This is a genomic window from Shinella sumterensis (assembly GCF_004514425.2).
In the GTDB taxonomy this organism is placed as follows: Bacteria; Pseudomonadota; Alphaproteobacteria; order Rhizobiales; family Rhizobiaceae; genus Shinella; species Shinella sumterensis.
In genome coordinates this window covers 52,284-70,930 of record NZ_MYFN02000011.1, presented here as the reverse complement: position 1 = coordinate 70,930, position 18,647 = coordinate 52,284, and the positions used below count along the sequence as shown (strand labels likewise).

Genomic DNA, 18,647 nt, shown 5'->3' with positions numbered 1-18,647 from the left:
ATATCCAATCAGAAATAATCATATCGCAGTGCAATATGATCGATTTTGATTGAATGCGATTGACTTGAAAACATTTCTGCCGCATCGATAGCGCAAAAGCCAAATATGCGCATCGCGCCGGGAGGAAGAGATGTCGACACAAGAGGCCGGTTCGCGGCTGAGGAACCTGTGGGATAAGGCCCGTGCGGCCGGCATGAGCGAGCCGGAGCTGCTTCTCTACCGCTCCAACCTTCTCGGATCCGACAAGCGCGTCACCAATTACGGCGGCGGGAACACCTCCGCGAAGGTCATGCAGAAGGACCCGCTCACCGGCGAAACGGTCGAGGTCCTCTGGGTGAAAGGCTCGGGCGGCGACGTCGGGACGATCAGGATGGACGGCTTCGCCACGCTCTATATGGACAAGCTGCGCGCGTTGAAGGGCCTCTATCGCGGCGTGGACTTCGAAGACGAGATGGTCGGCTACCTGCCCCATTGCACGTTCAATCTCAACGCCCGCGCCGCCTCCATCGATACGCCGCTGCATGCCTATGTGCCGAAAAAGCATGTCGACCACATGCATCCTGACGCCATCATCGCCATAGCGGCGTCCGCCAATTCGAAGGCGCTGACCCAACAGATTTTCGGCGGCGAGATCGGTTGGCTGCCGTGGAAGCGTCCGGGCTTCGAACTTGGCCTCTGGCTGGAGACATTCTGCCTCGAAAACCCCGGCGCAAAGGGCGTGGTTCTCGAAAGCCACGGCCTCTTCACCTGGGCCGACGACGCCGAATCCTGCTACGGGCTCACCATCGACGTCATCAACCGGGCAATCGCCTGGTTCGAGACGGAAACGGCCGGCAAGGCGATTTTCGGCGGCGAAAGGCACAAGGCGCTCGCCGCTAGAGAACGACGTGCCGTCGCCGCGCGCTTGATGCCGGCGATCCGCGGCATGGTTTCGGAAGAGGCCCATATGGTCGGGCATTTCGACGACAGCGACGCCGTGCTGCAATTCGTCTGCGGCAAGGACATGGAGGCGCTCGCCGCGCTCGGCACCTCCTGCCCCGACCATTTCCTGCGGACGAAAATCCGCCCGCTGGTCGTCGATTTCGATCCTGCAAAGCCGGATGTCGCGGCAACGCTGGAAAGCCTGAAGCCGACTGTGGAAGGCTATCGGAAGGACTATGCCGCCTATTACGACCGTTGCAAGCATGCCGACAGCCCGGCGCTGCGCGACCCCAACGCCATCGTCTATCTCGTGCCGGGCGTCGGCATGATCACGTTCGCCAAGGACAAGGCGACGGCGCGCATTTCCGGCGAATTCTACACCAACGCCATCAATGTCATGCGTGGCGCCTCGACCGTCTCGACCTATGTCGGCCTGCCCGAGCAGGAAGCCTTCGACATAGAATACTGGCTGCTTGAAGAAGCGAAATTGCAGCGCATGCCGAAGCCGAAGTCGCTCGCCGGCCGCATCGCCGTCGTCACCGGCGGCGCCGGTGGTATCGGCTCGGCGACCGCCGCCCGGCTGCTTTCCGAAGGTGCGTGCGTCGTGCTCGCCGATATCGACGAGACCGCCCTTGCCTCGGCCGCCGACAATCTCGCGGGCCGCCACGGCCGGGATGTCGTGCGCACCGTGCAAATGAACGTGACCGACGAAGCCGCCGTGATCGATGCCTATGCGGAGATCGCGGTCGAATTCGGCGGTATCGACATCGTCGTTTCCAACGCCGGTATCGCCTCGTCCGCCCCGGTGGAGGAAACGTCGCTGGAACTCTGGAACCGGAACCTCGCCATTCTCTCCACCGGCTACTTCCTCGTCGCCCGTGAGGCATTCAAGGTGTTGCGCCAGCAGGCGATCGGTGGGTCGGTGATCTTCATCGCCTCCAAGAACGGCCTTGCCGCCTCTCCCAACGCATCGGCCTATTGCACGGCCAAGGCATCCGAAATCCATCTCGCGCGCTGCCTGGCACTGGAAGGGGCGGATGCCGGCATCCGCGTCAACGTGGTCAATCCGGATGCCGTGCTGCGCGGCTCCAAGATCTGGTCCGGCGAATGGCTCGACCAGCGCGCCTCGACCTACAAGACGGACAAGGAGGGGCTGGAGGAAATGTACCGCCAGCGCTCCATGCTGAAGCGTTCGGTGCTGCCGGAAGACGTTGCGGAAGCAACCTACTTCTTCGCCTCGGAGGCCTCGTCCAAATCGACGGGCAACATCATCAACGTGGACGCCGGCAACGTCCAGGCGTTCACGCGCTGAGACCGGCCGCTCTGGGAGGACGATGATGACGGGAATCGAAAAGAGCGTCGTAGACGCACATAATGACGGGGCGGCGGCGGCGCTGAAAGCGGACTACGCCGCGCTCGGCGAGCATCTCAACCGCCGCGGCATCGATATCGATGCGATCAAGGCGAAGGTGGCGCACTATGGCGTTGCCGTCCCCTCATGGGGGGTGGGAACCGGCGGCACGCGTTTTGCGCGTTTTCCGGGCGCCGGCGAGCCGCGCGACATCTTCGACAAAATGGACGACTGCGCCGTCATCCACCGGCTCACCGGCGCGACACCCTCGGTCTCGCTGCACATCCCGTGGGACAAGGCCGATCCGGCCGCGCTGAAGGCCAAGGCCGAAGAAACGGGTCTTGCCTTCGATGCCATGAATTCCAACACGTTCCAGGACCAGGCGGACCAGACGCATTCCTACAAGTTCGGCTCGCTGTCGCATGCCAGCGCCGCGACGCGCCAGCAAGCCGCCGAGCACAACATCGAATGTATCGAAATCGGCAAGGCCATCGGTTCGAAGGCGTTAACGGTGTGGGTCGGCGACGGCTCCAACTTTCCCGGCCAGACGAATTTCACCAGGCAGTTCGAGCGCTACCTCGACGCGATGCGGACGGTCTACAAGGCGCTGCCCGAGGACTGGCGCATCTTCACCGAGCACAAGATGTACGAGCCGGCCTTCTACTCGACCGTCGTACAGGACTGGGGCACCAACTACATGATCGCCGAAGCGCTCGGGCCGAAGGCTTACTGCCTCGTCGACCTCGGTCACCATGCGCCCAACGTCAATATCGAGATGATCGTTGCGCGCCTGATCCAGGCGAAGAAGCTTGGCGGCTTCCACTTCAACGATTCGAAGTATGGTGACGACGACCTCGATACGGGTTCGATCGATCCCTATCGCCTCTTCCTCGTCTTCAACGAACTGGTCGACGCCGAGATCCGCGGCGCGGAAGGCTTCCGTCCCGCCCATATGCTCGACCAGTCGCACAACGTCACGGACCCGATCGAAAGCCTGATGATTTCGGCCATGGAAGTGCAACGCGCCTATGCCACCGCCCTTCTCGTCGACCGAAAGGCGCTGGAGGGGTTTCAGGAAGACAACGATGCCCTGATGGCGACGACCACGTTGAAAAAAGCGTTCCGCACCGATGTCGAGCCGATCCTGGCGATGGCGCGGTTCGAGAAGGGCGCAGCGATCGATCCGGTCACCGCTTTCCGCGCCTCCGGTTATCGCGCCAGGGTCGCCACGCTACGCCCGGCAATATCCGGCGCGGGCGGCGGCATCGTCTGATGCAAGGCACCGGCGGCCTGCACGCGCAAGCCACCGGCAGTTTCTGCTCCGTCAGGCCGGAAGGTGCGCCTGGCGGACCAGCGCGTCCTTGAGCCGGGCCGTCTCGAGGCCCAGTTCGATGAAGCGATGGGCGTGGCGGGCGAGCGCGACATTATCGTCCCACAGGTTGCGCCAGATCGCGGTCTTCAGCGACAGGTCCTTGTCGACGATGGTCGTCGAGAAGGATTCGAACGTCACATAGTCATCCCAGCCGATGGCCACCAGCGCATCGAAGATCGCGGCGAAATCGATCGTGCCCGTTCCAAGATAGCCACGGTGGCTTTCACCGATATGGATGTAGCCGATCTTGTCGGCGGCATGCCGGATCGCGAGGCCGACATCCGCTTCTTCGATGTTCATGTGGAACGTATCGAGGTGCAGCAGCACGTTCGATGCACCGGTATCGCGGATATAAGCCATGCCCTGCGCTGCGGTGTTGAGCATGTTGCTCTCGAAGCGGTTGACGATCTCCAGATTGAGGGTCACGCCGGCCGCCTTGGCGCGCTCTGCGACCTTGGTCAGCGCCGCGACACTGGTATCCCAGCTCTTGCGTGTGAGCGCGTGTTCCTGCTTGCCATGGGCGGAGCTCAGGATGCCGGCGAGCTTCGTGCCGCCAAGATCGCGCACCAGCGCCACCGCCCTGTCGAGAATATCGGTGCCGTTGGCGACGACGGAGGCGTCATCGCTGGAAATGTCGCCTTCCGGCGGCAGGCCCATGCTGATTGCCACGTCGAGCTCGAGCTCCCGCAACCGCCCGGCGAGCCAGTTCACATCGACCTGCCTGGGATCGAGATAGGAAAACTCGATGAGCTTGTAGCCGAGCCTGTGCGTGTTCTCGAGCGCCTTTTCGAGCTCGTTACGCGAAGAGCCTGCGCTCCAGACGAAGGAATGAACACCGATTTTCGACATGATCCCGGCTGCTTTCTGAAAGGGAGGAATGAAACACGGTCGGCCGGACACGCCGCTTTCGCAAGACGCGCCCGGCCGTCGGGGAGGAAGGCTTAGCGGGCTGCGGTCCAGCCCTTATAATCCTTGACGTTGTCGGCCGTGATGAGCTGCGGATCGAGCAGCACGACGGGCTCGGCCGGCTTCTTGCCGTTCAGAACCTCGACGCCGAGCTTCAGCGCCTCACCGGCCATGACATAGGGATCCTGCGAGGCGGATGCCTTGATCATCGAATTGCCGCTGGCAAGCGCCTTCTCGATATCCGGCGCGCCATCGACCGCGGTGAAGAAGAACTCGCTGCGGTTCAGCTGCTTGGCAGCAAGTTCGGCGCCGATCGCGGTCGGGTCGTTGATCGCGAAGACGGCATCGATCTTGTCGAAGCGGGTGAGCAGGCCCTGCATCACGGCAAGGCCGCCATCGCGCGAGCCCTGGCCGTTCTGGTCGTCGGAGAGGATCTTGATATCGGCATGCTTGCCGAGCGCTTCCTTGCAGCCCTGCACGCGCTCAAGGATCGACGAGGAGGCCGGGCCATTGATGATGACCACGTCGCCCTTGTTGCCAAGCTTCTCGGCGATGTAGTTGCAGGCCTCTTCGCCGGCCTTGACGTTGTTGGTCATGACGGTGACGTCGGCGCCGGGAGCGGAAACGTCGAACGCCGCGACGACGACGCCGGCAGCCTGGGCCTTCTTGACGGCAGGCGCGATCGCCTTCGCATCGACGGCGTTCAGCATGATGATGTCGACGCCGGCGGCGATGAAGCTGTCGATCTGCGAAACCTGCTTGTTGAGATCATAGTCGGCCGAAACCGAGGTGACTTCGACATTCGGGTTGATTTCCTTGGCGCGGTCCTCGATGCCCTTGATCGTGGCGACGAAGAACGGGTTTCCGAGCAGGCCGACCGAGATACCGATCTTATTGAGGTCCTTGGCGGCGGCAGGCATGGCGAGTGCGGCAACCATGGCGGTGCCGACGAGCAACTTGGACATAAGACGCATGTTTTCCTCCTTTGGTGGCGCTTGTCGCGCCGTTGTCTCCGGTTGTGACCGGTTCTTTCAGCCGGACCTCACGTCCGGCTAAGCCCTTTGAGCCTGTAGCGATCAAGGCCGACGGCGACGATGATGACCAAGCCCTTGATGATGTATTGCCAGATGTCCGAGACCCCCACGAGAATGAGGCCGTTGGAGAGCACGGCGATGATGAGCGCCCCGATCAACGTGCCCCAGATCGAGCCGACGCCGCCGACGAAACTGGTGCCCCCGAGAATGACGGCCGCGATGGCATCGAGTTCATAGGCCTGGCCGAGTTGCAGGCCGTTGGCCGCATAGAGGCGGGCAGCCGACATGGCACCGCCAAGGCCGGAAAGCAGGCCGGACATGGAATAGACGAAGAGCAACACCAGCGGCACCTTGATGCCGGTCAGACGCGCGGCCTCTGAGTTGCCGCCGACGGCATAGATCCAGGTGCCCAGCACGGTTCGCTTCAGGATGAACCAGGAGACGATGATCGTGGCGATGGCGATGATGGCGAGCCACGGAACGCCGAACAGCGAGCCGTTGCCGATGAAGTCGAACGGCAGGTCCGGGTTGAACACGGTCGTGTCGCTGCCAAGCAGGCGTGCCACGCCGCGGATGGCGGTGAGCGAGCCGAGCGTCACGATGAAGGGCGGCAGCTTCAGCCAGGCGATGATGGCGCCGTTGAGGAAACCGCAGGCAAGGCCGGCGGCAATTGCCGCGGGAACGCCGAGCATGCCGAGGTCAGGCACGAGCGAGACGATGACGGCGATCATGGCCGAGGCCGCGAGGATGGACCCGACCGAGAGGTCGATGCCGCCGGTCAGGATGACGAAGGTCATGCCGGCAGCCAGCACCGTGTTGATAGATGCCTGCTGCATGACGATCGACAGGTTGTTGACGGAAAGGAACCGGCCGCTCAGCACATGAAAGCCGATGGCCAGCAGCACGAGCACCGGCAGCATGCCAAGCGCCGTCAGCGTCGAGCGGAACTTCAGCTTGTCCATCCGGGTCTGTTCGGTTTCGCCTGCAGTCATGATGTCCGTTCCCGTCTTCGTCTGTCTGGTTTCTGCTTCAGGCCGCGGTGCCGGTCGTACCGGTGGCAAATGCCATGATCGCTTCCTGCTCGATCGGCTGGTTCACCTCGCCGGCGATGCGCCCTTCCCGCATGACGAGCACACGGTCGGCGATGCCCAGGATCTCCGGCAGGTCGCTGGAGATGACGACGATGGCGATGCCGTTCTGGGCGAGTTCGTCGATGATGCGGTAGATCTCGGATTTCGCGCCGACATCCACGCCGCGCGTCGGTTCGTCGAGGATGATGGCCTTCGGCCTGGTTTCGAGCAGGCGGGCAAGCAGCGCCTTCTGCTGGTTGCCGCCAGACAGCGCGCCGACATTGATCTGCGTCCCGGCGGTGCGGATGGAAAGTGACTTCACCGCCTGCGCTGCGCGCTCCCTGGCCCGCGCAAAATCCAGAACGCCGCCGGCCTTCGCATCCGCCGCGATGACGCCGATATTGATGTTGTCGCTGATCGACATGTCGAGAAACAGGCCAAGCGCCTTGCGGTCCTCTGTGAGATAGGCGATGCCCGCGTCGAGCGCGTCGCGCGGCGATGTGACCGAAATCGGTTTGCCGTTCAGCATCACGTCGCCTGTGGCCCGACGATCGGCACCGTAGACCAACCGCGCCAGTTCGGTGCGCCCGGATCCGACAAGGCCGGCAATGCCAAGCACTTCGCCCGCGCGCACCTCGAAGGAGCAGTCGTGCACCTTGACGCCGTCGCCGATGTTCCTGACGGCAAGCACCGCCGCGCGTTCGCCCGTAACCTGACGGTGCTCCTTCTTGTAGAAGGAGGACAGATCGCGACCGACCATCATCGAGACCAGCTTGCTGGCGGAAAGATCGGCGCGGTCCAGCGTTCCGACATAGGCGCCGTCGCGCAGTACACTCACCCGGTCGGAGAGCTGGTAGATCTCCTCCATGCGGTGGCTGATATAGATGATGGCAATGCCATCGGCCTTGAGCCGGGCGATGACGTCGAACAGCTTTTCCGTTTCCCGGCTGGTGAGCGAGGTGGTCGGCTCATCCATGACGATGATGCGGGCATTGGTCGTCAGCGCCCGTGCGATCTCCACCATCTGCCGTTCGCCGAGCGACAGCTCCGCGACACGGCGGGAGGCGTCGAAATCGATACCGAGCTGCTTGAGGATGGGATCGGCGCGACGGCGCATCTCCGCACGGTCGGCCAGGCCGAAGCGCGACGGCTCGTTGCCGAGGAACATGTTCTGCGCGACGGTCAGGTTCGGCGCGAGTGAAAGCTCCTGGTAGATGACGGCAATGCCATAGGCCTTTGCCTTCAGCGGATCGCCGAGCGTCGCCGGCACGCCCTCAATCAGCACCGAACCGCCGGGATCGGCCGTGTAGGCGCCCGACAGGATCTTCATCAGCGTCGATTTACCCGCGCCGTTCTCGCCCATCAGCGCGTGAACCTCGCCGGCACGAACCGTCAGGCTCACCTGCGACAGCGCCTTCGAGGCCCCGAAGGTCTTGCTGATGTCGCGCATCTCCAGAAGCGGACGCTGTTCGTTGGCCGTCGCCGTCATGCGCGCTTCTCCTCTCGCGAAACGGCCTCAGCCGATGCCATCGCATCCACATGGTTCCGCCATTGCCGGCGATATTCATCAAGACCGGGAATGGATGCCGGTTCGGCCACGGCGCAATCGTTGACGAAGGGATTGTCACCGATGGCATCGAAGACGAGCGCCGCTGCGCCGAAGGCGCTGCCTTCCGGGTTGGCGCTCGTATGCACCGTCTGCCCCGGCCGAAGGGCGGCAAGCACGGACGCGTAAAGCCCCGTCTTCACCAGGCCGCCATCGATGACGATGGCATTCTCAGACCCGATGAGATCGAGCGACAGGTCGGCCATCAGCGCCACATAGAGCATCGCGACGGCTGCGCGCTCCTCGCCCGCGACGGCCGGGCCGACAAAGCGGCCCTCGTGTCCCGGCATCGGCCCGCCCGGCGCGAAGGACGGCAGAGCGAACGCCTTTGCGGCGATGACCCTGGCAACGGCTTCGGCCGAGACAGGTTTCGTCCAGCCGCCGCTGGCGACATCGTACTCCCGGCCGCCCATGAAGCGAATGGTCGCGACCGGCTGGTGATCGACCGTGACATTGGCCAGCATGTCCCTGTCGGCATCGAGCCTTTCCAGCGGACTTGCGGGATTGAAGATGATCACCCAGGTACCGGTCGAGACCAGGGTGAAATCCGTAAAGCCGAGCGAGCGGTAGAAGTAGAGCGCCGCGTTGCTGTCATGCACGCCGTTATGGACCGCGATCTCCACGCTGCGCCCGTCGTCGCGCGTCACCTTGTGGGTGCCGACGACGTCACCGGCTTTTGCGAATTCCGGCATCCGGCTGCGCCAGCCCATGCGGTCGACGAGACTGCTGAAATCGTCTCGCAGCGGCGCCCACAGGTTGGAATGGCAACCGAGATAGGAGACTTCCGAGACGGGACGGCCGGAGAATTTCCAGGTCCAGAATTGCGGATAGGCGAGAATGGCTTCCGCCTTTGCGATCAGGTCCCCATCGCGTTCGTTCAGCCAGAGCAGGTGTCGCCCATAGTTGAAGCCCAAGGGCAGCGGTGGCGAGAACGTCTCCTGGAAGTCCGGCGCCATTGCATCGATGCGCGCGGCGATCTCCGCGGGCGGCTCCTGCTCATAGTCCAGTATGGGGTGGACGAGCGACCCGCCGGCAACGAGCGCGAAGGTGCAGCCGTGACCGGAAAACGTCATGCGGTCGACACCGTGCGCTGCGACGGCCCGGGCCAGTTCAGCCGTCATCCAGCCGAACAGCGCCGCGTCATCCAGCACGCGCAGATCCCCTTCGTCACGCCAGACGGGGCGTGTTCGCGCCTCGTCGATGACCCGTCCCTCCGACGAGACGACGAACAGCTTGGAATTGGTCTTGCCGAGATCGAAGACGGCGATGGGGGACCTGCTCAATTCACGCCTCCCGTCTTTGCGATCTGGATCGTGACGCCCGCATCTTCCAGTATCTTGGCCGCCGCGTCCGTCAGGCCGTCATCCGTGATGATCGTGCCGATGCGCGACAGAGGCAGAGCCACGTTTCGCGGCTGGATCGAGAATTTGCGGCTGTCGGCAAGAAGCACGATCTCGTCCGCGCAGGCCGCCAGTTCACCGATCACCTTGACGAGCAGCGGATGGGATTCGAGCAGCCCCTTGCTGCTGATGCCCTGCGTGCCGACGAAGAAACGCGATGCGAAAAAGCTCGGGGAGCCCCCCGACGGATCATGGATGATACCAGGTTCGCGGTAGAGCTCGCCGCCGGCCACGGAAAGCTGGCAGGTGCCATGCTCGCCCAGGTAAGCGGCGAGCGGCATCGAATTGGTCCAGACGCGCAGATTGCGCCGCGCAAGCAGTGTGCCCAGCTGATAGCAGGTCGAACCTGCATGGACGATGAGGGAATCGCCGTCGCGCACCAGGTCCGCTGCGGCTGCGGCGATGGCGCGCTTTGCCTCGACCGCGATATCGCGGTTCTCGTCATAGGGCCTGGCCGAGAGCCGGCCGCTATCGCCCGCCTCGCTGGCGGAAATACCGCCATAGACCTTCCGCGCCCGGCCCAGTTCGTGGAGCTTGTCGATATCACGGCGGATGGTGGCGGGAGAGGCGCCGAGGCGCTCCTGAAGGTCGCGCACGGATGCGAACGGCGTCTCGCGCAAAAGCTCAATGATGGCCTTGTGGCGTTGCGTGTCGTTCACGAATGCTCCTCCCGGCGTCTCCAGCGCCGATGAACGAAGATAATCATACTAATCCAAAACGATCAAGCATCATGACGTATTTTCTTCACAGTTGACGATATGCGATCATAGCAATACCATCAGCCAAAAAGTTTGATCACCTTTCATCGCGATCTGCGGTGGGCGGTGGCGCAGGGTCGTCTAGAGGAGGAGGCTGGCATGGCTTCGGGCAATCGGTCGGACGGTGATCCGGCCTTCGACGCGTTTCTCGCGCTTTCAAGGGACATCGGCAGCGACATCCTGAAGACCCAGGGCGCCGGCGGGAATACCTCGTTCAAGCGCGACGGCGTGATGTGGGTCAAGGCTTCGGGGACATGGCTTGCCCATGCCGGCGAACGCGACATCATGGTGCCGGTGACGGCAGCACCCCTGGTGACGGCGCTGCGGGCCGGCGAGCCGAGCGCGGAGAAGGCAACCGACTTCATCGTCACCGAGCTGAATGCCTCCGGTCTGCGCCCATCGATCGAGACAAGCTTTCACGCGGCCCTTCCCCAGGCCGTCGTCGCGCATTATCACTGCGTCAATGCCATCGCGCTCTCGGTCCTCACCGACCGGGACGTCGTGATTGCCAGACTGATGGCGAAGCTCCCCGACCTGCGCTGGACGACCATACCCTATCGCCGCCCCGGCACGCCGCTCGCGCTGGAAATCGACCGCGTCGCCGCGACGTGGCCGGACGTGCTGGTCCTCTACAATCACGGCATCATCATCACCGGCGACACCGTCGACGAGGTACGCGAGCGCATCGCGCGCGTCACCGAAGCGCTCTCCGTCGCCGTCCGCGCGGAGGCGACAGCCGACACCGCCGCCTTGCAGGCGTTGGCGGAAGGCTCCGATTTTCATGTGGCTGACGATGCCGAGAGCCACAAGACGGCGCTCAACCCGGCCAATGTGGCGTTTGCGGCGGGCGGTTCACTTTACCCGGATCATGTCATCTTCCTGGGTACGGAAATCGGCGTGCTTTCCCCCGGCGAAACGGTGAATGCCTATGTCGATGCGCGGCGCGCGCGCGATCTTTCCATCCCGAAGATGCTGCTCGTGCCAGCGCTTGGCGTGCTGCTCTCGAACGAACTCACCGCAGGTGGCCGCGTCATGGCGCGCTGCCTTGCCGAAGTCGTTTCCCGCATACCGGATGGTGCGTCCGTGGCCTATCTCAGCGCCGATGAGGAATATGAACTGACCCATTGGGAGGCCGAGCAGTACCGCCAGGCACTCGACCGCAAGGCGAGCCGGCAGGCATGACCACCGGCACACAGCCCGCCATCGCGCTTGGCATCGACCTCGGCACGTCGGGCGTGCGCGCCGCGCTGCTTTCGAAAGACGGAGAACCGGTCGATATCGCGGCGTGCCCCTTTCCCGATGCCGCGTCCGCACGCCTGCCCTCGACCTGGTGGAACGGCGTCACGTCATGTCTTGCGGAACTCGCCTCCCGCAACACCTTCTCGTCCCTTGAAGGGGTCGCCGTCGACGGGACGTCCGGGACCGTGCTTGGCGTGGACGAAGCCGGCGTACCGGTGGGCGAGGTGCTGATGTACAACGACCCATGCCCCGATCGCGCCATCGTCGAGCGCATCGCCGCGGTGGCACCTTCGGATAGTCCCGCACGCGGTGCCACGTCGGCGCTGGCACGCGCAATCTACCTCTCACGCAGGCCGGGCGTGCACACCATCCTGCACCAGGCCGACTGGATCCTGATGCAGCTTGGCCTTGCCGCCGCAACCAGCGACGAGAACAATGCGCTGAAGACCGGATACGATCTCGACGCCGAGCGCTGGCCCGACTGGCTGGAGGCATGCGGCATGGACATAGCCCTGCTGCCGTCCGTCGCACGGGCCGGCGCGCCGCTCTCGACGGTGACCGCGCACGGGCGCGCACTCGGTTTGCCGCCGCAATGCCGCTATCATGCGGGCACGACAGACGGCTGTGCCTCATTCCTGGCGACCGGCGCCGCGGCCATCGGCGACGGCGTGACCGCGCTTGGATCCACACTGGTAGTGAAGCTCGCCTGCGCACGACCGATCAGTGCTGCCAATTATGGTATCTATTCCCACCGCATCCTCGACTTCTGGCTTGCGGGCGGCGCGTCGAATTCCGGCGGCACCGTCATCCGCACGTTCTTCGACGGCGAACAGTTGAAATCGATGACGCCGAAATTGCGCCCGGATGTGCCGACAGGCCTGTCCTACTATCCTCTGCCGGCGCCCGGCGAGCGCTTCCCCATCAACGATCCCGCCTACCCGCCGCGACTTGAGCCGCGCCCGGTCGACGACCTCCTGTTCTTCCAGGCAATCCTCGAGGGCATTACCGCAATCGAGAAATCCGGCTACGACCGGCTGGCGGAGCTGGGCGGCCCCAAGGTGCTTTCCGTGCGCACGGTCGGCGGGGGCGCTGTCAACGAGGCCTGGACGCGGATGCGGGAAACGGCGCTCGGCGTGCCCTTCCTTGCAGCGCGCTCGGCGGAAGCATCCGTCGGCACCGCCTCGCTTGTGCTTGCCGGAAAGGAGCGCTGGCCTTGAGCATTGCGCCGCACACCACGCTTGCCGCCCTGGCGGATCGTTACGACGCCTTCTTCGTCGATCAGTTCGGCGTGCTGCGCGACGACGACGGCGCCTATCCGGGCGCCAACGCCGCCCTGCTTCACCTGAAGGCCCTGGGCAAAACAATCGTGATCCTGTCGAATTCGGGCCGCAGCGGCGCCTATAATGGCGACCGCCTGGTCAAACTTGGCTTCGATCGTTCCGGCTTCGACCACTTCCTCACCTCCGGCGACGTCGCCCACCACATTCTGGCTGAGGAGACGGCCGGAAAGGCGCGGATCACGCGGTGCCTGACGATTTCAAGCGGCGGCGACCGCAATCTCGCCGAGCGTCTCGGTTTCGAAAGCGTCGGGGACGCGGCGCTTGCGGATATCGTGATCATCTCGGGAAGCGAAGCGGAGCGCATTCCGCTGTCGGCCTATCGCGACCGGCTGAGGCCTGCGGCGGAGCGGGGCATCCCCTGCTACTGCACCAACCCCGACCGGCATAAGCTCGTGAAAGGCGGCGGGACCGCCCCGGGTGCCGGCAGCATCGCACTTGCCTATGAGGCGCTCGGCGGCCCGGTTCGCTGGTTCGGCAAGCCCCATCCCGCAATATACCGGCAGGCGCAATCCCTGCTTGGCAACATGGAAGCCGACCACATCGTCTGCGTCGGCGACAGCATCGAGCACGATATCGCCGGCGCCGCCGGCGCGGGACTGGCGTCGTGCCTCGTGCGAACCGGCATCCTCGCTTCCACGCCCGACAGCGCCCTTGCCCCGATCTGCGAAACGCACGGCGCGCGCCCGGACTTCGTGATGGCGCGTTTCACGATCTGAGCGCCGCCCGACGTTTGAACCGCAGGCGCTTTTAAATTCGAGAAGTCCGTCCCGCGCGACCCTTTGCTTGCCGCGGGCCTGCTTGAGCGCTACGCACGTCCTGTTATCCTGCCATTACATCGGGCCAGACGGGGACGCGAATTGCAATGCTCATTCATGAAGGCGACACGCGGACACCGGCCGTGGATCTGCTGCTGGCAACCATTCTTGCCTTCGTCGCGGGCGGCGTAAACAGCGTCGGCTTTCTGGCGTACGGCTACTTTTCCGCCAACATGACCGGCAACGTGTCCCTCGTGTCAGAGCTTCTGTCCGATTGGAAGCTGCGCGCTGCGGCTGCGTTTTTCACCATCGTCCTGATGTTCATTACGGGCGCCTTCCTGGCCTCCCTGTTCATTCAGATGGGCAAGCGCCACCGGCTCAAGACGGTTTACGCCCTGACCCTGGGTTTCGAGGGCGCCATCCTGATGCTCGTCGGGATCTACGTCTCGGTGCTGCCCGACACCGTCAACGGCTTCACCATCGTCAGCCTGCTTGCGCTATCCATGGGCATCCAGAACGCGGCCTCGACGCGCATATCGGGCGCCCGGGTGCGGACGACACATGTGTCGGGACTTGCAACCGATATCGGCGTCGGCCTCGCGCTGTTGTGGGGTGCGAAGGGAGATGTCCAGCGCGAGGAGATCGCCACGCGCCTTCGGCTTCACGCGGCGACGATTCTGGCCTTCGCTATCGGCGGGGTCGCCGGCGCGCTGATGTATACCAGCTTCCAGGGGCTCGCATTCTGCCTCCTTGCCGCCTTGCTGTTCGCGTTGTGCGCGATCTACTCGAGCGGCATTGTCGCGGCTGACTGAACGGTGCTCACAAATGCGTTTGCCATGTGCGAAGGCCATGGTAGGCAGGCCGCACCTGAGAGTAGAGCCGGATGGTGGCCATGACAGTTTCGTTTTATGCCGACTATATTGCGGAGTTGCGCACGCTTTTTGCGGAACTGAACAACGAGAGCGACCTCTTCCAGACCTTCGATGTGCATATCGAACTGATCGCCGCCGGAAGCCTTGTGGTCTATGAAACGAAGCGGCGAAAAGGCCAGACCGACACCCTCTTTTACGGCCGCCCGGCTGAGGCGACAGCCAACCGCCAGATTTCGCGGGAAACAGCGTCGGCCGCGATCACGCACTTCCTCTCGCTCGGTCAATTCATCGCCTTGACCGGCCAGACACGGCAGCTCCTCGAAATGCAGTATCCGCACTGTGCCGTCAATTTTTCCTATCGCAAGAAAGGGCAGCCGGCCGGACGTTCCATGTTGATGGTGTTCGTGGGCTTCAATGACGATGCGGACGCGTCCGCTTATGCCGCTTCCGCCAACGATCCGGCGGCCTTCGTTTCCGCACGGCCATATCACACGTCAAAGGCCTATGAATGGACGTGAGCGGGGCTCGCCGGGGCGAACTCTGCTTCGATATCCCATACGCCTTCCAGGCGTAGGGACGCTCAGGCGCGAATGCCCGATACCTTTTGATCGCCCGCGGCAAGCGTGATGGCGGTCGAGCGTGGCAGAGGTTTCGACAACAGGAAACCCTGCAGATGGTCACAGCCGAAATCCTGCAATGCGCTTCGCTGCTCGTCTGTTTCCACGCCCTCTGCCGTCACCAGCAGCCCCTTCGCTTTCGCCATGCTGATCATGGCGGAGACAACGGCCCTGCTGGCTCCTTGATGCATCTCGCCGATGAACGATTTGTCGATCTTAATGCGGTCGACCTCGATGCGTTGTATGCGGGAGAACGTCGAGTAACCGGTTCCGAAATCGTCGATCGCAAACCGGACGCCAGCCGAGCGCAGGGTCGATATCGTCGTTTCCAGCTCGCTCTTCTCCGGCGCCATGGCACTTTCCGTCAATTCGATTTCCAGCCTGTTCGGCTGGACCTGCCATCTGGCGAGGATGCCGAGAACGCGCAGGGCATAACCGGGCGAGGCTAGCTCGAGAGCCGACGCATTGACCGCGATGTGAATACCGGGAACTTCCGCAAGCATCCGGCACGCATCCTCAAGAACGAGCGCGCTGATCTCGTGGATCAGGCCGCTTTCCTCGGCAAGGGGGATGAACTGGTCAGGGCTGACATAACCCAATGTCGGATGCTTCCACCGTGCAAGCGCCTCAAGCGAACTCAAGGCACCGGTGTCGGCTGCATAAACGGGCTGGTAGAACGTTTCCAGCTGCGAATGGGTTTGAAGGGCGAGGCGCAGGTCCGCTTCCAATGCCCTTCGATTGCTCAGCAGCTCATCCATGTGGCTGCCGAAGATGGCGTGCGTATTTCTGCCCGCCGCTTTGGCGTGATACAGGGCTATGTCCGCTTTTCGGGTCAGCTCGACGGGATCGCAAGGCCCCGTTGTCACGGCAGCGCCGACACTGGCGCCGATCGCGATCTGGACGGTGTCGATTTCAAACGGCGCCCTGACCGCGGCCACGATGTTCCTGGCGATCTCGTCTACATTCAGCGCGTCGGCATCGCTCAGAAGTATGTTGAATTCGTCACCGCCGACACGCGCGATCAGCGACTTCGGCAACAGGTCCCGCATGCGAGCCGCTGCCATCATGATCAGCCTGTCGCCAACGGGATGGCCAAAGGTGTCATTGACCGTCTTGAACCGATCGAGATCGACAAAGAGAATGCAGTGGCGCTGATCCGCGGCCGCGTTGGCCAGCGTGGATGCGAGCCTGATGGCAAAGAAGTTCCTGTTGGCCAGTCCCGTCAGGGCGTCGTGCGATGCCTGATGTTCCAGTTCCGCGCGGCTTGCGGCCAGACGGACCGAGCGGCGGAACAGGGCATGACCGGCAAGGCTCGCGCCTGTAAACAAGGTCACGAATGCCAGCACGAGAGCGGGAGCGGTGGCGCGAAGAACGTAGTTTCCGGGTTGAAAGGGCTCCCAGCGAAAGAACCCCACAGGCGCGCCGTCGCGCGATGTCACCGGAATAAAGGTGGCGTTTCGTTCGCTCGGCTCATCTCGCGTGAAGCGAAGGTTGGTGAACGCGTATTCCTGACCGATATCCGCCGGCAGGTCTCCATCCAGAAACCGGATGGCGACGTGAAGGAATTCAGCGCCGGGCGCCTGCACGACATTTCCCGTGTCCGATATGAGCGGCTTGATGCTGACGATCGCGGACCGGTTCCCGATGCGCGCCAGATCCGACTCCCCGATTGAAAGGACCTGAGCGCTCGTGCCCTGCGTATCGCCGCGCGCGAGACGGGCCTGCAGTTTGGTCGCAAGCGGAAGGTAGGCGTCGCGGAACTGCTGCGCGTCAGGCGACCCTTCGCGATCTTCAATGAACTGATAAACGAGCGATAAATCAGGCGACAGCAGCAGGGATGCATCATGGCCAAAATAGGTGTGCATCCAGGATCCGAGGTTGGCGTCGATCCAGGCCATGTCGCCACGTTGGCTTTTGCCCACGGCGTCGTCCCAGACTGTGACGCTTTCCTGATCATGGGCAATCGCCGACTGTAGCTTCGTCACGGCACGCGTGATGAAACCCCGCTGGCGTGATGAAGCCCCCTCGTCCGCCTTGCCCGCCGCCCAGGTCAGTGTCAGGAACAGGATGCCGCAGATTGCGAGCGACGCGCTGGCCGGCAAGATCCATTTCAACAGAGATGAAGACTGGAACTTTAGGGTCATCGCCAGGTCCTGATTGTCTCTGGGATATTAGAGCAATCGAACTTAAGCCGATGGCAAGGAATGCGGTTAAGCAGCGGTTAAAACCGAAGCTGGGTCGTAGCTGCTTACAGTTCAGCGCGCCGCCTGAGCCATATGGTGATCTGCGGCGCAGCAACGCCGCCCGGCGGTGGTAAGAGCTCTTGGGCCGGACGGCGCCGTCACTGATTTTTCCCCAAGAAGATGCTTGCGAGGCGTTCTTGGCACTTCAGGTTGAAAGATGACTGCCCTTCATGCGGAGTGTCACGACAACGCCGCCATCGACCCAGTTGTAATTGATCGATCCACCGAGCTGCCCCGAGATCGTTCGCTGCAAGAGCTTGCTTCCGTAGCCTTCCATCGATTGTGGCGAGCGAGCATCCGCACCGCCATGTTCACTCCAGACGATCTCGACATCGTCCTCGACGAGCGCACCGGAGATATCGAGCAATCCCTTGTCATTCGACAATGCGCCGTATTTCAGCGAATTCGTTGCAAGCTCATGGATGACGAGCGCAAGGCTCGTGGCGGACTTTTCTCCCAAGCCCATGCGCGGAACGGCCACCCGGATGCGGCCGGCAAATGCGCCCACGTCGTCGTAGGGCGCCAACAGCACCGTGAAGAGGTCGCCCAGCAAGGCTGCTTCTCCCTGACCATCCGGCAGGGGGCGCACCAGTTCGTGGGCGCGCCCGAGCGCCGTCAGCCGCTGTGTCAGCTGCTTGGCCATCTCCTCCTTCGTGTCGGTCGACCGCGACGTGATATTCGTGAGGCCTGCTGCCAGCGCGAGCAGGTTCTTGACGCGATGGCTCATCTCGCCGGCAAGAAGCTCATGGCCCTCCTCGGCCTGCTTGCGTCCTGTGACATCGAGGAAGATGCCCGTCATTTTCTGGGTTGTGGCATCGCCCTCGTTGCCCTCGCCGCGGGCGGAAATCCATCGGACGTCGGAAGCGTTCGTCAGAATGCGAAAGTCGATTTCGAACGGGCCATCAACCGCCCGGGTCGCGACGAACGCCGCCCTCACGCGGTCCCGGTCGGCGGGATGGACCTTGGCGGAAAGATGTTCGAAGGTCAGGTCCGTCTCGTGAGAGATATCCCAGAGTTCGTACGCCTTGGCATCCATGACGAATGTGTCGTCATCGACGATCCAGGTCCACAGCGCCACTCCTGCCGACTTGATAGCACGCCTGAGTTCCTCAGCGCTCCACTCAGGCTGCGACTTGGCTTGGCTCATTGATCATCTCTTCCAT

The 18,647-nt window shown here is 63.2% G+C and carries 15 protein-coding genes; 7 read left to right on the top strand and 8 right to left on the bottom strand.

The genetic code is table 11. The features are described 5' to 3' along the window. Window positions 1-130 precede the first annotated feature (130 nt). On the top strand, window positions 131-2,233 hold the full coding sequence (locus B5M41_RS19100) for a bifunctional rhamnulose-1-phosphate aldolase/short-chain dehydrogenase (RefSeq protein ID WP_134650119.1): 2,103 nt from the start codon (window positions 131-133) through the stop codon (window positions 2,231-2,233). Between the two features lie 22 nt (window positions 2,234-2,255). Beyond that, window positions 2,256-3,545 carry an L-rhamnose catabolism isomerase gene (gene rhaI / locus B5M41_RS19095; RefSeq protein WP_134650118.1) on the top strand — a complete coding sequence of 430 codons (1,290 nt, stop codon included), beginning with the start codon at window positions 2,256-2,258 and terminating at the stop codon, window positions 3,543-3,545. A 51-nt stretch (window positions 3,546-3,596) separates the two neighbouring features. Here the strand turns inward: rhaI and B5M41_RS19090 are convergent, their stop codons facing one another. From B5M41_RS19090 to B5M41_RS19065, 6 genes are all read right to left on the bottom strand, one after another. Continuing rightward, on the bottom strand, window positions 3,597-4,493 hold the full coding sequence (locus B5M41_RS19090) for a sugar phosphate isomerase/epimerase family protein (protein WP_134650117.1): 897 nt from the start codon (window positions 4,491-4,493) through the stop codon (window positions 3,597-3,599). Between the two features lie 92 nt (window positions 4,494-4,585). Continuing rightward, entirely contained in the window at window positions 4,586-5,524 is a 939-nt protein-coding gene (locus B5M41_RS19085; protein WP_134650116.1) for an ABC transporter substrate-binding protein, read from the bottom strand. A gap of 68 nt (window positions 5,525-5,592) precedes the next feature. After that, a complete protein-coding gene (locus B5M41_RS19080) occupies window positions 5,593-6,576 on the bottom strand; it encodes an ABC transporter permease subunit (RefSeq protein WP_134650115.1) in 984 nt (327 codons plus the stop codon). A 37-nt stretch (window positions 6,577-6,613) separates the two neighbouring features. Further along, complete coding sequence (locus B5M41_RS19075; RefSeq protein ID WP_134650114.1) at window positions 6,614-8,143, bottom strand: sugar ABC transporter ATP-binding protein; 1,530 nt, start codon at window positions 8,141-8,143, stop codon at window positions 6,614-6,616. Then, the gene (locus B5M41_RS19070; protein WP_134650113.1) at window positions 8,140-9,543 is read right to left on the bottom strand and encodes an FGGY-family carbohydrate kinase; all 1,404 of its coding nucleotides are present in this window, start codon (window positions 9,541-9,543) and stop codon (window positions 8,140-8,142) included. The genes B5M41_RS19075 and B5M41_RS19070 overlap by 4 nt, the downstream gene beginning before the upstream one ends. Next, window positions 9,540-10,319, bottom strand: coding sequence for a DeoR/GlpR family DNA-binding transcription regulator (locus B5M41_RS19065; RefSeq protein WP_134650112.1), 780 nt, complete (start codon window positions 10,317-10,319; stop codon window positions 9,540-9,542). Before B5M41_RS19065 ends, B5M41_RS19070 begins: the two co-directional genes overlap by 4 nt. A 198-nt stretch (window positions 10,320-10,517) precedes the next feature. Here B5M41_RS19065 and B5M41_RS19060 point away from each other — a divergent pair, with 198 nt between their 5' ends. From B5M41_RS19060 to B5M41_RS19040, 5 genes are all read left to right on the top strand, one after another. Further along, the gene (locus B5M41_RS19060; protein ID WP_134650111.1) at window positions 10,518-11,600 is read left to right on the top strand and encodes a class II aldolase/adducin family protein; all 1,083 of its coding nucleotides are present in this window, start codon (window positions 10,518-10,520) and stop codon (window positions 11,598-11,600) included. Beyond that, window positions 11,597-12,874, top strand: a complete 1,278-nt coding sequence (locus B5M41_RS19055; protein WP_134650110.1) for an FGGY-family carbohydrate kinase — start codon at window positions 11,597-11,599, stop codon at window positions 12,872-12,874. The genes B5M41_RS19060 and B5M41_RS19055 overlap by 4 nt, the downstream gene beginning before the upstream one ends. Further along, complete coding sequence (locus tag B5M41_RS19050; protein ID WP_134650109.1) at window positions 12,871-13,713, top strand: TIGR01459 family HAD-type hydrolase; 843 nt, start codon at window positions 12,871-12,873, stop codon at window positions 13,711-13,713. Before B5M41_RS19055 ends, B5M41_RS19050 begins: the two co-directional genes overlap by 4 nt. Window positions 13,714-13,895: 182 nt before the next feature. Beyond that, window positions 13,896-14,564, top strand: coding sequence for a YoaK family protein (locus B5M41_RS19045; RefSeq protein WP_167719185.1), 669 nt, complete (start codon window positions 13,896-13,898; stop codon window positions 14,562-14,564). Window positions 14,565-14,644: 80 nt separating this feature from the next. Next, the gene (locus B5M41_RS19040) at window positions 14,645-15,142 is read left to right on the top strand and encodes a hypothetical protein (protein WP_134650107.1); all 498 of its coding nucleotides are present in this window, start codon (window positions 14,645-14,647) and stop codon (window positions 15,140-15,142) included. A 62-nt stretch (window positions 15,143-15,204) separates the two neighbouring features. Here the strand turns inward: B5M41_RS19040 and B5M41_RS19035 are convergent, their stop codons facing one another. After that, the gene (locus B5M41_RS19035; protein WP_134650106.1) at window positions 15,205-17,385 is read right to left on the bottom strand and encodes a putative bifunctional diguanylate cyclase/phosphodiesterase; all 2,181 of its coding nucleotides are present in this window, start codon (window positions 17,383-17,385) and stop codon (window positions 15,205-15,207) included. 244 nt (window positions 17,386-17,629) lie between these two features. Continuing rightward, complete coding sequence (locus B5M41_RS19030; protein ID WP_134650105.1) at window positions 17,630-18,631, bottom strand: sensor histidine kinase; 1,002 nt, start codon at window positions 18,629-18,631, stop codon at window positions 17,630-17,632. Window positions 18,632-18,647 lie beyond the last annotated feature (16 nt).

Bases quoted from the DNA above. Each gene is read 5' to 3' on its own strand.
- B5M41_RS19100 (WP_134650119.1), top strand. From the start codon at position 131: ATGTCGACACAAGAGGCCGGTTCGCGGCTGAGGAACCTGTGGGATAAG.
- rhaI (WP_134650118.1), top strand. From the start codon at position 2,256: ATGATGACGGGAATCGAAAAGAGCGTCGTAGACGCACATAATGACGGG.
- B5M41_RS19090 (WP_134650117.1), bottom strand. From the start codon at position 4,493: ATGTCGAAAATCGGTGTTCATTCCTTCGTCTGGAGCGCAGGCTCTTCG.
- B5M41_RS19085 (WP_134650116.1), bottom strand. From the start codon at position 5,524: ATGCGTCTTATGTCCAAGTTGCTCGTCGGCACCGCCATGGTTGCCGCA.
- B5M41_RS19080 (WP_134650115.1), bottom strand. From the start codon at position 6,576: ATGACTGCAGGCGAAACCGAACAGACCCGGATGGACAAGCTGAAGTTC.
- B5M41_RS19075 (WP_134650114.1), bottom strand. From the start codon at position 8,143: ATGACGGCGACGGCCAACGAACAGCGTCCGCTTCTGGAGATGCGCGAC.
- B5M41_RS19060 (WP_134650111.1), top strand. From the start codon at position 10,518: ATGGCTTCGGGCAATCGGTCGGACGGTGATCCGGCCTTCGACGCGTTT.
- B5M41_RS19055 (WP_134650110.1), top strand. From the start codon at position 11,597: ATGACCACCGGCACACAGCCCGCCATCGCGCTTGGCATCGACCTCGGC.
- B5M41_RS19040 (WP_134650107.1), top strand. From the start codon at position 14,645: ATGACAGTTTCGTTTTATGCCGACTATATTGCGGAGTTGCGCACGCTT.
- B5M41_RS19035 (WP_134650106.1), bottom strand. From the start codon at position 17,385: ATGACCCTAAAGTTCCAGTCTTCATCTCTGTTGAAATGGATCTTGCCG.
- B5M41_RS19030 (WP_134650105.1), bottom strand. From the start codon at position 18,631: ATGAGCCAAGCCAAGTCGCAGCCTGAGTGGAGCGCTGAGGAACTCAGG.